Below are 14,003 nucleotides of genomic sequence, written 5' to 3' on the forward strand. Positions count from 1 at the left end.
TTAAATCAGATTCTAACTTAGCCTGCCGATCTTTAAAAAAACGGTGGGAGAAAAGGGAAAATGATGCAGCTTAAACTAACAACGCTATGGTTGCTTTTAGGGTGGTATGGTTATAGTGACGCAGGCGAGAGCCCGTCTTGGTATCAGACTGTCGAGGCTAATTATCACTCCGTTGAAGCATGTCATCCCGAAGATTTGCTTCCTTGCGAAGTCTGGGAAGCGATTTTCGACTCTTTACCCTTGGGGGGGCAGTCAAGTCTAGCGGCGACCCATTCCTATTTCCGTGACGACTTTTTCTGGACACGTCGTTTTAAGCTTCACTTTCCAACCTTTGAGGTGCCAACTGAGGGCATTACGTCCCTTTGCCGTTATGTGTTACTGGCCCTTAAATTTGATGCACAGTTTCAAGATCCCTTAGCGATCACTATCAATCCTGAGACCTATGGCTGGATGACCAGGGCAACTTTTATAGACGCAAGAGCGGAAAAGTTGACGCGGTATATGGAGGAAATGACAAAATCCTCTCAAAGGGTCGCCATGATTCGTAAAGAATATGCCCTAGAACCCAGCGCCCTCAAAAAGGAGCTGGAAGGACAATTCAAGAGGGTAGAATATGAGATCGCTCATATCCAAGGCAATCAATATCTTCTAGAAAAATTTAAGGATGCAAGTAATTATTCCAGGCTTGGTTTCAATGAAGGAGAAAGACGTCAGTTCTTAGAAGAGCTTGCGAGCCAAGGAAATAAAAAGGCACAACATATTTTGCGTGCTCAAAATTATTATGTGCCGTTAAATTCTTCATGGACAAAAGGATTGTATTATCTAGAAGAAAGAGCCCAAAGTGGCGATGAAAAGGCGAACAGTTTATATAATTATTTAAGACATTCTGCATCCCCGCCCGAGAATGCAGCTGAAGCAAGAATTATTATAAGGGATTACCTTGAAGAGCAAGCGCGATTAGGAGATCGGCAGGCTCAGCGATATCTTAACCATGCTGCTTATTCTTTACAGCTAGACTTTACTGAGATCACCGGCAGAGCCTATCTTGAATCTCAAGCGGAAATGGGAGACCCAGAAGCGCAGCGGTATCTAAATGAGGCGGCCTACAAATTAAGGCTTGATTTTACTGAAGACACAGCAAGAGCTTACCTAATGAGTAGAATTGAAAAAGCGGACTATCATGCTCAAGAGTGTATGGCCAAGGCCGCTTCCTATTTACAGTTGGGATTTACGGTAGAGACCGCTAAAGATTATTTAATGCGGAGAGTTAATTTAGGGGATGAGGCGGCGCGAGAGTGGGTGGTCGATCATGTAAGCGAATTATATAGTGATGATCAGGAAATGAACAGAATCGCGCGCATAATTAAAGCAGAGCGGGGAGATCAGCAGGCGCAGGCGGACCTTAATCGGGCAGCCTATGAATTGCAGCTGGGATTTACAGAAGCAACGGGTCGAGCTTATCTCGAGAGTCGTGCTCAAATGGGAGACAGGGACGCACAAGACTGGCTTAATAACGCTGCCGCTTGCCTAGAGTTAGGTTTTACAAACGAAACAGGTCGAGCTTATCTCGAGAGTCGTGCTCAAATGGGAGAAAGGGGCGCACAAAATCGGCTTAATTGGGGGGCATATAGCGGGCATTTAGGTTTTACAAACGAAACAGGTCGAGCTTATCTCGAGAGTCGTGCTCAAATGGGAGATCATAACGCTCAAAATCAGCTTAATTGGGGGGCAGATAGTGGTCATTTAGGATTTACAGAAGCAACAGGTCGAGCTTATCTGATGCACAGGGCAGAGACCGGAGATACAGATGCACAACAGCGGCTCAATCTGGCCGCTTTTATGCCGAGTTTCGGATTCACTCAAGCAACAGGTCGAGCTTATCTGATGCACAGGGCAGAGACCGGAGATACAGATGCACAACAGCGGCTCAATCTGGCCGCTCTTAAACTGAGGCTTGGATTCACCCAAGCAACAGCGCGAGCTTATCTGATGCAGAGAGCAGAGATGGGGGATCAAGGTGCACAAAGTTGGCTCAATCAGGCTGCTCATGATCAGAGTCTTGGATTCACCCAAGAAACGGGGCGAGCTTATCTGATGCATAGGGCAGAGACCGGAGACCAAGCTGTTCAAAGTTGGCTCTATCGAGCTGCTTACTGGTTGGAACTTGGATTTACCCAAGAAACTGCAAGAGCATATTTCACGCATCGATCTAAGATGGGCGATCGGGCGGCACAGGAGAAACTTAATAATGCCGCCTATTGGGGGAATAAATTAATTTTTACCAAGAAGGACGGATGCCGATATCTACAGGATAGAATAAAGGTGGGGGACTTGCATGCTCTTACTAAACTCATACGGTTGGCAGAGGACAAAGAATTTAAAATCGATAAGTTGTCTGCCTTCAATGATTCGCTAGCCTTGCTTCAAAAAGCAAAGATGGGTACCTTAAGCGATCAAAATCAGCTCCTTACTTCTATATTCTATTATGACCTTGAGAAAGCAATTGCCTTGCGGTGGGGCTTTGCCCTCTATAATGTGCTGCTGGGGCGAAGTGACTTCAGTGGTGAATTAGTCTACATATAATATCGTTTTCTTTAAATCTTCGGAAGAATGTTAATAAATCATTCCATTTAAGAGTTAAGTAAAAAACGGTGCTAGGCTGAAAGTAGAGAAATAATTGTGATCTACTTAGGAGATAATTGAGGATGGTTCAACAGCTAGCATCACTTTTGCTTTTAAGCACCTTTACTTATGGTCTTGACTTGGGGGCTGCGGATTGCTCTGCGTCTATTGATAAGCCCGCTTCATCTGTAAGTCCTAGGCTGCTCAGTCATCCCGAGGATTTGCTCCCTTGCGAAATCTGGGAAGCAATCCTCGACTATCTACCGTTGGTAGATCAGTCAAGGTTAGCGGCGACCCATTCTTATTTCCGCGATGACTTTTTCTGGATGCGGCGTTTTAAGCTTCACTTTCCTACCTTTGAGGTGCCAACACAGGGCATTACGTCCCTTTGTCGTTATGTGTTACTGGCCCTTAAATTTGATGCACAGTTTCGAGATCCATTAGCGATCACTATCAAACCTGAAACCTATGACTGGATGATTCAGGAAACTTTTACAGACGCGAGAGCGGAAAAGTTAACGCGGTATATGAAAGGGTTGATAGCGGCCAAAGCAGAAATCCAAGAAATTTTTGAGAACTATAGTCAATCATGGGATCAAGAAGAGCGGGACACGCGCCTGGAATGCGCATACTATAAAATTTTTTCAGCTCAAGGAGACAAGGAATGCCGTGAGCAGCTTTTTTCTCAATGCGCCTACAATCCTAGTTACCACAAATTTATTGATATGGTTAGCGTTACTAACTTTCCTGAAGCATGGATTAATGAAGATAACGCCGAGATCCAATTAATGTTAGCTTCGGTTATGCATAATCCTGAGCGGTACCATCTTGAAGAGAGGAGCGTGAGATCATTTTTGGAGGATCAATTAGCCAATGGAAATGCGGTGGTTCAATATTTGCTGGCCCAAGCCGCTTGCGATCAAAAGTTAGGTTTTACAGAGCAAAATGGTCTCTCTTATTTGCAAGAACGAGCTGGCAAAGGCGATCAATATGCGCAATCGGAGCTTATTAATGCGGCTGCTTCACAAACATTAGGATTTACGCAGGATAGCGGACTAGCTTATCTACAGAAGCAAGCCGCTAAAGGAGATCAAGATGCTCAGTATGCGCTGGCGCAAGCTGCTTACAGGCAAGAATTAGGTTTTACCCTAGAAACTGGACGAGCTTATCTAGAAGAACAAGTGGCGCAAGGTAATGAGCAGGCTGAATACTGGCTTAGCCGGGCTGCGGCTGGTCTCGATCTTGGTTTTACATCAGCAACGGCTCGTACTTATTTAGAAGTGCAAACCGTTAAAGGAGATAAGTCAGCGCAAGCGCGTCTTAGGGAAGCCGCATGCGAATTAAAGTTGGGATTTACTCCAGCAACGGCACGCACTTACTTAGAGGAGCGAGCCGCCATCGGTGATGAAGATGCTCAGCGTTTTTTGAATAACGTAGCAGAGGTATTACAGTTGGGATTTACTCCAGCAACGGCACGCGCTTACCTAGACAAGCGCGCTGCCAGTGGCGATGAGAATGCTCAGCAGATACTTAGTCGAGCAGCTTATAAGCTTGAGCTAGGGTTTACAGCAGACAGTGGTAAAGCTTACTTTGTAGAACTGTTTAAAAAAGGCAACCAAGGGGCCGAATATTGGAGAAAGGAGACGGAGTGGGATCTTACAAGTGGTCAGGTAGAAGAAGAAAGGGTGAGATACTTACTTCACTTAAGAGGCGGGCCAAATCCTGGCCCAGAAACAACCCGAGCATATGTTGAAGGCTGCGCTGCTGCCGGCGATCAAGCGGCACAGAACTATTTAAATTGTGCAGCTACAAGGTTGTGGCTTGGATTTACTGAAGAAAGTGGCTATTCATACCTATCCTCGCGTGTCATGAAGTGGGATGGTAATGCCTTAAAATACTTTAGGGAGTATGTTGATAATCCTGATTACCAATTACCTCATTTAACGAATGCTGCAGCTGTCCTGCAAAAAGCTAAGGTTAGCGGCTTAGACGCTCAACAGCAAATGATTGAGTTTTTGCTGCATTATGATCCTGAACAAGCCATCATATTGCGCTGGAGTTTTGAGCTTTATAATGCGCTGCTAGGAGGAAATTATCCCCAAAATAATTTTATTTAAATATTTTTAATATTTAGCTTTTAGATGCTTAAAATGATTAATCTTGAATTATTATTGTCTTATTATTTTGTTCAAAGAGAAGTAAATACCATAAAAAAATAATAATTACTAAGGGTTGTTTTCATGAAGAAGATTTTGCGTCTTTTAAGTATAATGTCCACCGTCTCCTTACCATCTTATGGAATGGAAATGGTTTCCATAGAGCAGCCTTCTGAAGAGGTTTTAACTGATCAGTTTGCGAGGTATCATTGGCAAAGATCAACCTATCGGCATAACTCCTACACAGAAAACTACCAAGAAAATGTCGCTTACACTCTCGTAAGCAATGACGACTATAAGATGGTCATTGAGTTGGGCAACGATGGGAGAGATACCTATCAGCTTTTGTTAGGTTTTAATAGCTACTTTACAATGGATACGCCTGACGGATTGATGAGAGAGAGTTTAAAGGAGTTAGAGTTAGTCGATATTGCCAGCTCTTATCCGTGTCAATTAGTTGTCAATCATAATATTGATAATGATAAATTTCAGAAGATCTTACAAATTATTGATAAGGGTGTAGCTTTGCCTTTACAAATGGCGGGCGAGTTATGTGAATTTATGCAAAGAGATATTCCTTTTATAAGAGCCCACTTCGCAGGATTTGTTGAAAAGTTTTTTGAGGAAGTGGATAAGGAATATCCAGTTAGGGGTGGCGGGGATGCGGAGGAGGCTCTTACTCTTAAAGAGCAGCTTGCTAAGGAGCTGCTTCAAGATCTTCTCGGAAAGATAGAGCAGATGACGCCCACCTCAGCCGGTGAGCTTCTTTATGCGTTAGCACAAAGGTTTGAGGCCGCCTATGGAGAAGATGACTATATACCCAATATATTGTATATAGAGATTCTTGCGCGCTATCCGAAAGATCACTTGTTGCAGAGAAAAGTTGCTCGCTTGTACTTAATCAAAGGTTATCCTCGCGAGGCCGCAATAAGGCAAGCAACTTTAGCTCTTCTCAATCTTCCTAATCTTGAAGCAGAAGACGAGCGGCTTTTACAGAATATCTGGGGAGAGAAGGCGAGAAAATTTGTTGTCGATAATCCGATAAGTCAGGTAAATTTCCAACAATCTCATCCTGAGATAGTGATCGATTTGCTGGAAAAGTATACCCAATCCGTTAAAGGCAAAGACGAGGCTGAAGCATTAATTGCTCAAAAAGATCAGGAGATAGCACTGTTGCAGGCTCAACTGGATGAGTATAAGCAAGTTATGGACAAAAATCTTTTAAAGTAAAAACACCACTACATTTTCAATCCCTATCGAGGCTCTGCTCCATAAGACGCAGGGCCTATTTCTTATTTGTTATCAATAATATGGGGGTATTATACTTAAATTCTAATAGTTAGTGTATTGTTAACTTTTCTCATAAAAGCATTGTCTGCCAATAAAACTTGATAAGATAAATATAAGGTAAAGTATAGATGGCTTGCTTATAAATGTGCCGAGTGGCCCCCAAGATAAAATGAGGTGATCCATAATGAAGTTGATCCAGTTAGCTACACTTTCTTTATTTATGTCATGGGGTAGGGCGGAAGATACTCTTAGGTTTACTGATCAGCCACACGGTTTAGAGAGTGCTCCCCTTATGGAACAGCCTCACCAAATACTCCCTACCGAAATCTGGGAGGCGGTTATGGGGTATCTTCCTCCTCATGAACAATCAAAACTAACTGCTGTGCATCCTTACTTCCGGGATAATTTTTTCTGGATCAAGAGGTGCGAAACTCAATTCTTTAAAGGTGATTTCTCTCTAAATCAGATTCAATCTTTTTACCATTACCAGTTAATTGTGCAGCGTTTTCAAAAACAATTGGGGAAGTATCTCCAGGATCGCTCGATTCCTGAAAGTTATGCTTGGATGATTGAACTGGCCTTTAAGGAAGACTCAGCGGGTCAGCTTAAAAGGTATTTAAAGTGCTTAAATCATGCCCGACACAAGATTGAGAGAATTTGGGAAAAATATAAGGAAAACCCTCAGTTAACTCATACTTATCTTAGGCGAATTTATTATAAAACTTTTGCTGCTGAAGGGGATGAAGAGTGTCGACAAAGGCTTAACGAGGCAGCATTTTTTAAAGATTTAGGATTTACAGATAAAAGTGCAAGAAGATATTTAGAATTCCGGGTTGAACGTGGAGATAGGGATGCCCAAAAGCGACTTAATCACGCTGCCCATAATGAAGATTTAGGGTTTACTGAGGCAAGCGGGCGAGAATATTTAAAGTTACGCGCAGATTTAGGAGACGTAGATGCGCAAAATCATCTCAATGAGGCCATTTATCGTGGCTTTTTTGGATTCAAAATAGCCGCCAGCCGCCGCTACTTAGAGAAGCGAGCCTTTCAAGGGGATGTAGACGCGCAGCAGTATTTAAATTTGGGGGCATCCGAGGAGCTTTTAGGATTCACCAGTGCTACAGGACGACGGTATTTAATGAAACGCGCCGCTCTGGGAGATGAAAATGCTCAACAAAGGCTTAATCGGGCTGCTTGTCGCGCCGAGTTAGGCTTTGACAAAGAGACAGGTCGGCACTATTTAATGGCAGCTGCAAGCAACGGGAGTCGAGATGCGCAAATTTATCTAAATAAGGCCGCCTTTGCTAAGGACTTAGGGTTTACTAAGGTTACAGGGCGAAAATATTTAGTAACTCAGGCGGCAAAGGGGGATCAGCATGCCCAGGAGCAACTAAATGAAGCAGCTTATCGCTGCAGTTTAGGTTTTACCTCAAAGACAGGTAAAGACTATTTACAGGAGCGAGCAAAGCAAGGTGACCTGGATGCTCTTAAAAGACTTAATCTTGACGCTTATTATTTCGGCATGTTTGGTGCTAAAACCGATGCGCCTCGTACCCATCTTGAAAGTTGGGCCAGTAAGGGCAATGATGATGCGCAAAAATGGCTTAATGGAGCCGCCTTAAATGCTAACTTAGGATTTTCGAGCCAAGAGGGGGGGGCTTATTTGCAAGGTCGCTGTAAGATAGGTGATTGCGATGCAATAAAAAAGCTAGCTTTTACTAATAGAGCCTCATTTTTCGATATTGTTAAATTTTGCAAGATGGAAGTCCCTTCAGAAATCCTGAATCTCATGTTAGCGCGGGATCCCGCCCAAACTATTATTTTACGATGGCTGCTAATGTTCCACCAGGCCTTGAGCGGTCAATCTGATTTAGATTTTAAGGCAGAAAACAAAGCCTCCAAAAGGCATTTAGAGCGAGTAGTTGGCGGAGTAGGCAAGTAAAGCCTTTCAGTTGTTAACTTTTATGAGGAATGCTTGTGAAATGCTGGCTTAGATAAGAGAATCTTAACAGTAACAGTTACCAATTATTTCTGTTTTCCTATCAAAATAATTAATCACTCATAGACAGCTTAGGGGAGGATAGTAATGGCTTGTAAGCAATTTATAATGGCTTTATCTTTGTCAAGTTTTTGCCATGGAATAGAGGCTCATTCCTTAGTTCCTTCACACTTACCTGAGAGAAATATTATTGATAATCAAGAGATTACTTATGGTCATCCGCTGGATCAATTGCCTTGTGAAGTATGGGGTAATATTTTTCTTTATTTACCGCTGAGGGAGCAAACATCTCTCGCGGCGACCCATCCCTTTTTCCGTGACGATTTTTTCTGGCAGCCGCATTTTAAGCTTAACTATGAAGGCTGTAATCTTCCCAATTCCGATCTTAAGTCTCTCTACCGATTGGTTTTATTTCTAACAAAGATTGATCAACAGGTTCAAAATCCGCTGCTCATAACCGTGATGCCTAGTCAATATGATTGGATTCTAAAGGCAACTTTTACTGACCCTATAGTCGCAAAACTTAAGCGATATCTCCATAAAATGCAGAATCCTAATCTAAAAGAGCAATTTTTCGAAGAAATCGAGGAAGGTAGTCGTAAGCTTGAGAGAATAAGGAAAATCTGGCAGTGGCAGTATTATAAAACTTTTAGGCACGAGGGTGGTCAAGCCGATCTAGAAGAATTTTATAAGCGAACCATTTGGGATTTGCCTGATCATAAGGCGAGAGCATATCTTGAAGCGCTTATCGATAAGGGGAACCGTAAGGCGCAGAAATCTCTTAGTTTAGCAGCGAGTTGGTTAAGATGCGGGTTTACTGAGAAAACCGCTAAGGAATATCTGGAGCACAGAAGTGCTGGTGGGGATAGGCATGCTCAAAAGCAGCTCAATAAAGCAGCAAACGGACAATACTGGTGGCCTAGTTTTAGAGATGAAAGAGGTCGACTCTACTTAGAGCAGCGTATTGCCCAAGGCGATCAGCATGCACAAAAAATGCTGATTGAGGCGGCCTTTTATCTGAAGTTAGACTTTAACAGAGAGACAGCAAGAGCTTACTTAGAGCAAGAAGCTGCTGCAGGTAATCAGCAGGCCCAAGTAAGGCTTAATGATGCTGTAGAATGTTATCAGAGTGATGCTCAGTTAAGTTTTGGTCTTTCACGCTCTGCACGAAGAAAGTATTTTGAGGAACGGGTAGCCAAGGGGGATGAAGATGCTAAGAAAAGATTAGAGAAGCTTTTACTCTTATGGAATTTAGACTTGTCTGATCAAACTGTAAGAGATCAAATTGAAGAACAAGCTCTTAAAGGAGATCTCTTGGCCGAAGAAGCTGTTGAGTGGATTATAGCAGGATTTTTCAGAGGAGAGTATGGATTGAATATCGATAATCTGCGCAGCTATCTTGAAAGGCTTGCTGAGAAAGGACATAAGTATAGCAAAGAACGTCTACTTCGCTCCGCTTTTTTCGCTGCAATTGAAAAAGATTATATCTGGGTTAATTTCACTCGTCAGAGTGGCATGGCCTATATAAGGGAACATACAAAATTGTGGGAAGCTGATGCGTTGAAATGGTATCACTGCAGTGTAGAAGTTTTCTATCGCCAAGAAAAGGAAGACGTACTTGTGCCTTCAGATCCAATTGGTACTCTTCGCAAAGCAAAAATCGCAGGAATAACAGCTCAAAAGAACATGCTGGACTTTATGCTTGAATATGACCCTAAGCAGGCCATAACGTTGCGCTGGTTTTTTATGTTCTATAATACCTTGCTGGTACGGTTAGATCCTTTTAGCAATGGCTCACAAATAGGAAGTCACAGTTAGATAGAATTTTTCTTCAACGCATAAATATCTTAAAAAGCTAACCCTATAAAATTATTCTGTTTTTTTAGGTTTATTTTAATAGTTTGTTAACCTTTTAAGGTTTAGGGGCCCTAAGATTCACAGATTAAAAAAGTAGGTCTATAATCAATGTTTGGATGCTAAAAAATCATCTTTACAGATGACCTTTAAAACCGGTATGGTCTGGGCAGAAAGCGATGCTTTAGGGAGGAAACTTTGGATCTCAATGGTCTGGAATCTGATAAAAAACGTTTATTTTCAAAGGGAAAGAGAATAATGCGGAAAATCCTAAATATTGTCCCCGAAATTGAGATGCAACATTCATCTAATAAAATTTCTAATCAATTATTATCATCATTAAAATCTATTAAGAAAACTACACGAAGTCTTCTTTCCCTCAACCTAAATCCCCAAGATTATAAATTGTCACAAAATCTATTCTTTCTCGAAAAAGAAATCATTCGTCTTGAGAATTTAATCCGCAAACGCGAATATTATGCTCAAAGCCAAGCCCGGGGCTTAGGCTATCTGGCCTTCAATGATTCCTTGACCGGCTTACCCAACCGCCAATTCTTTGAAGCGGTAGTCGAATCCTTAATCGATGAACGCCAGCACCAATTTTATCTTATCTTTATTGATGTTGATGATTTTAAATCCATTAATGATACTTACGGCCATGATTTTGGGGATTCGGTGCTAAAAGTAATAGCGCAAAGAATTAATCAGAGTCTGCGAGAAGGGGATATTGTGGCTCGTTATGGTGGTGATGAGTTTGTGGCCCTGGTCTCGGCCCATGATAGCGTTGCCATCGATCGCGTTATGGAGCGGTTATTGGCGTCAAGTCGTTTGCCTTACCATATTGACGAGCGTGCAATTGATGTTCAGCTCAGTTTGGGCGTTGCGTCTTATCCTGGCGATGGCACCACTTATGCTCAGCTGATTTATCGTGCTGATCAGGCAATGTATGCCGCCAAACAGGCAGGCAAAAACTCTTATCAAGTTGCTTTTGAAAGCTTGGCTATTTAAAGTAAAGGTAATTTGGTAAACAATTTATTTTAAGGCATTCTATGACATTTATAAAAAATATTATCGGTCGCGAGATTCTGGATTCGCGTGGTAATCCCACTGTCGAAGTTGATGTGATTTTAACCGATGGATCCATGGGGCGAGCCGCTGTGCCGTCGGGTGCTTCTACAGGCAGCCATGAAGCTGTTGAACTAAGAGATGGTGACAAAAGTCGTTATTTGGGCAAAGGGGTGAAAAACGCCATTACCGCGCTTGAACAAGAAATTTTTCCGGCGCTGCAAGGAATGAATGCACTTGAGCAACGGCGTATTGACCAGGCAATGATCACTTTGGATGGAACCCCCAATAAGTCGCGGTTAGGCGCCAATGCTATTCTGGGGGTTAGTCTAGCCACAGCAAAAGCAGCAGCTCAAAGTATGGGGCAGCCCTTGTATACGTATATTGGGGGAGCGGATGCTTATGTGATGCCCGTGCCGATGATGAATATTTTAAATGGAGGTGCCCATGCGGACAACCTCGTCGATATCCAAGAATTCATGATTGTGCCGGTGGGCGCTACCTCCATTGCTCATGCTATTCAAATGGGGGCTGAAATCTTCCATCATCTTAAAACTTTATTAAAGAAAGCTGGCCAGTCGACAAATGTAGGAGATGAGGGCGGTTTCGCTCCTAACCTTGGAAGTTCGCGTGAAGCCCTCGATTTTATTATGTTGGCCATTAAAGAAGCCGGGTATGAGGCCAGCCGTGATATTGCTTTGGCTTTAGATGTGGCTGCCACCGAATTTTATGAGGCTGGCCTTTATGATCTAAAGGGAGAAGGGCAAACCTTGGATGCCGGCGCAATGGTTGAGTACTATAAAAGTCTTGTCCAAGATTATCCGATCATTTCCATTGAAGATGGTTTAGCCGAAGACGATTGGGAAGGTTGGCGCCAACTAACTCAAGCTTTAGGGGATAAAGTTCAACTCGTTGGTGATGACCTATTTGTAACAAATGTCGAGCGATTACGCCAAGGCATCGTAAAATCTGCGGCGAATGCTATTTTGATCAAAGTTAATCAGATAGGAACACTTAGCGAAACCTTAGAAACCATTCGCTTAGCGCGGCGCCATGGATATAAGGTAGTGATTTCCCATCGTTCAGGGGAAACTGAGGATGCGACTATTGCTGACTTAGCTGTTGCCGTTAATGCGGGACAAATTAAAACAGGCTCTTTGTGTCGTTCGGATCGAGTTGCAAAGTATAACCAATTATTGCGCATCGAGGAAGCTTTAAGTGGCATGAGCCGATATGGGGAATAATTTATGGCGACGGTCCTGATAACAGGGGCTGCTCAACGTATTGGGCGCGCTATCTCCCTCCATTTTGCCCATCGAGGGTGGGACATTGTGGCCCATTATCATACTTCTGAAGAAGCTGCCCTCACTTTAAAGGGGGATATTGAGACGCTAGGCTCAAAATGTTGGCTGATTCAGGGCAATCTTGCGGAAGAAACAGTGACGAGCCAACTCATGTCACGGGTCAAAGCTGAAGCTGGAGCAGTTGATATTTTAGTCAATAATGCCTCCACCTTTCAGTATGATCATCATGAAACCGCAACGCGGCATTCATGGGATTATCACATGGAGCCCAATTTAAGGGCTCCTTTGATATTAAGTCAAGAATTTGCCCGGCTAATGGGCAATGGCTTAATCGTTAATCTTATTGATCAACGGGTGTGGAACTTAACTCCCCATTATCTGAGCTACTCTATCAGCAAATATGCGTTATGGGGCCTTACCCAAGTTTTGGCTTTGTCGATGGGGCCTTCTATCCGGGTTAATGCAATTGGGCCAGGGCCTACCCTTAAAAATGTGAACCAGACTGACGTGCAATTTGCTCAACAATGTGCCGCAACACCTTTGGGGCGGGGAGGCAGCCCAGAAGAAATCGCTTTAGCGGTAGAAATGTTCTGGAAGATGCCTTCCGTGACGGGACAAATGCTGGCTATTGATGGGGGGCAACACTTAGGATGGAAACATCCCTCTCCGACGCTTCATAAGGACGACTGATGAATAACACCTTGCTTTTGTCTATGAACCAAAATATAAAAGCTGACAAAGACCTGAAAAATTGGTCCATTTTAATTAATGATTTAATTCTTGATTGCTTGATCGGGATTAATCCTGCTGAAGCCCTCGCTCCCCAGCGGGTGCGTATCAACTTGAAATGTCAGGTGCAAATAGCATGTCCCGATGATCAAGATTATCATGGGCAGTTCGTGTGTTATGATCATATTATTCAGTCAATTAGCCAGTTAACTCAGAACCGACATATTCATCTAGTGGAAACCTTAGCAGAGGAAATAGCACAGATGTGTTTGCAAGACAAACGCATAAATAAAGTATGGTGCCGAGTGGAAAAACTAGATGTTTATAGCCATACCGCGAGCGTCGGCGTAGAAATTGAGAGAGAGCAACTGTCCTCAACTACCGAAAAGAGAGAAAGCTGATGCTGAAACGCTTAAATCATATTGCGATTGCGGTTCCCAATCTTGGTCAGGCAATAAAGTTCTATCGGGATATTCTCGGTGCCTCGGTTACGGCACCGGTTGACTTAGCTGAGCATGGGGTAACCACTGTTTTTGTCGACGTTGGTAATACAAAAATTGAGTTGTTACACCCGCTCGGATCTGATTCTCCTATCATCAAGTTTTTAGAAAAGAATCCCCACGGCGGAATTCACCATTATTGTGTGGAAGTTGAGGATGTTGCTGAAGCTTATAGAAAGCTAGAAAGCCAAGGGATTCGGGTACTAGGGGAACCCAAAATCGGTGCCCATGGTAAGCCAGTTATTTTCCTGCATCCTAAAGACTGTTTTGGATGCTTAGTGGAATTCGAGGATCAGTAAAATTATAGTCATGCTTTCTATTATAACTTATGAGTTTATATAAATTTAGGCAAATTAATAGGAGCGCTGGATAGGGTAACAGTTTAGACTAGCAGGGTGTCTGTTAACTCTTAAGTTTTTAACTAGCGCCAGTTGCGTTTAAACTCTGATGTAAGTTATTGAAAAGCCACTGTTAAGTAAAAATG

10 protein-coding genes are annotated in these 14,003 nt (G+C 42.9%); all 10 read left to right on the top strand.

The features are described 5' to 3' along the window. Positions 1–60 precede the first annotated feature (60 nt). The 10 genes from HMO_RS0100350 to mce all read left to right on the top strand — a co-directional run bounded on the left by HMO_RS0100350 (position 61) and on the right by mce (position 13,818). The gene (locus HMO_RS0100350) at positions 61–2,583 is read left to right on the top strand and encodes a hypothetical protein (protein WP_139016789.1); all 2,523 of its coding nucleotides are present in this window, start codon (positions 61–63) and stop codon (positions 2,581–2,583) included. 122 nt (positions 2,584–2,705) lie between these two features. Continuing rightward, entirely contained in the window at positions 2,706–4,739 is a 2,034-nt protein-coding gene (locus HMO_RS0100355; protein ID WP_010297116.1) for an F-box protein, read from the top strand. 123 nt (positions 4,740–4,862) lie between these two features. Next, the gene (locus HMO_RS0100360; protein ID WP_010297119.1) at positions 4,863–6,008 is read left to right on the top strand and encodes a hypothetical protein; all 1,146 of its coding nucleotides are present in this window, start codon (positions 4,863–4,865) and stop codon (positions 6,006–6,008) included. A gap of 244 nt (positions 6,009–6,252) precedes the next feature. Next, complete coding sequence (locus HMO_RS0100365) at positions 6,253–8,010, top strand: SEL1-like repeat protein (RefSeq protein ID WP_010297121.1); 1,758 nt, start codon at positions 6,253–6,255, stop codon at positions 8,008–8,010. A gap of 144 nt (positions 8,011–8,154) precedes the next feature. Further along, a complete protein-coding gene (locus tag HMO_RS0100370) occupies positions 8,155–9,885 on the top strand; it encodes a hypothetical protein (RefSeq protein ID WP_010297123.1) in 1,731 nt (576 codons plus the stop codon). 294 nt (positions 9,886–10,179) lie between these two features. Beyond that, complete coding sequence (locus HMO_RS13290) at positions 10,180–10,929, top strand: GGDEF domain-containing protein (protein WP_052571967.1); 750 nt, start codon at positions 10,180–10,182, stop codon at positions 10,927–10,929. Positions 10,930–10,970: 41 nt separating this feature from the next. Then, positions 10,971–12,230 (top strand): phosphopyruvate hydratase, encoded by a 1,260-nt coding sequence (eno, locus tag HMO_RS0100380; RefSeq protein WP_010297130.1) that lies wholly within the window; start codon positions 10,971–10,973, stop codon positions 12,228–12,230. Between the two features lie 3 nt (positions 12,231–12,233). Continuing rightward, a complete protein-coding gene (locus tag HMO_RS0100385; protein ID WP_010297132.1) occupies positions 12,234–12,980 on the top strand; it encodes an SDR family oxidoreductase in 747 nt (248 codons plus the stop codon). Beyond that, a complete protein-coding gene (locus HMO_RS13295; RefSeq protein ID WP_010297134.1) occupies positions 12,980–13,420 on the top strand; it encodes a dihydroneopterin aldolase in 441 nt (146 codons plus the stop codon). Before HMO_RS0100385 ends, HMO_RS13295 begins: the two co-directional genes overlap by 1 nt. Continuing rightward, complete coding sequence (gene mce / locus HMO_RS0100395) at positions 13,420–13,818, top strand: methylmalonyl-CoA epimerase (RefSeq protein ID WP_010297135.1); 399 nt, start codon at positions 13,420–13,422, stop codon at positions 13,816–13,818. Before HMO_RS13295 ends, mce begins: the two co-directional genes overlap by 1 nt. The last annotated feature ends 185 nt before the right edge of the window (positions 13,819–14,003 follow it).

The organism is Candidatus Odyssella thessalonicensis L13, assembly GCF_000190415.1.
Classification (GTDB): domain Bacteria; phylum Pseudomonadota; class Alphaproteobacteria; order Paracaedibacterales; family Paracaedibacteraceae; genus Paracaedibacter; species Paracaedibacter thessalonicensis.

Bases quoted from the DNA above. Each gene is read 5' to 3' on its own strand.
- HMO_RS0100350 (WP_139016789.1), top strand. From the start codon at position 61: ATGATGCAGCTTAAACTAACAACGCTATGGTTGCTTTTAGGGTGGTAT.
- HMO_RS0100355 (WP_010297116.1), top strand. From the start codon at position 2,706: ATGGTTCAACAGCTAGCATCACTTTTGCTTTTAAGCACCTTTACTTAT.
- HMO_RS0100360 (WP_010297119.1), top strand. From the start codon at position 4,863: ATGAAGAAGATTTTGCGTCTTTTAAGTATAATGTCCACCGTCTCCTTA.
- HMO_RS0100365 (WP_010297121.1), top strand. From the start codon at position 6,253: ATGAAGTTGATCCAGTTAGCTACACTTTCTTTATTTATGTCATGGGGT.
- HMO_RS0100370 (WP_010297123.1), top strand. From the start codon at position 8,155: ATGGCTTGTAAGCAATTTATAATGGCTTTATCTTTGTCAAGTTTTTGC.
- HMO_RS13290 (WP_052571967.1), top strand. From the start codon at position 10,180: ATGCGGAAAATCCTAAATATTGTCCCCGAAATTGAGATGCAACATTCA.
- eno (WP_010297130.1), top strand. From the start codon at position 10,971: ATGACATTTATAAAAAATATTATCGGTCGCGAGATTCTGGATTCGCGT.
- HMO_RS0100385 (WP_010297132.1), top strand. From the start codon at position 12,234: ATGGCGACGGTCCTGATAACAGGGGCTGCTCAACGTATTGGGCGCGCT.
- HMO_RS13295 (WP_010297134.1), top strand. From the start codon at position 12,980: ATGAATAACACCTTGCTTTTGTCTATGAACCAAAATATAAAAGCTGAC.
- mce (WP_010297135.1), top strand. From the start codon at position 13,420: ATGCTGAAACGCTTAAATCATATTGCGATTGCGGTTCCCAATCTTGGT.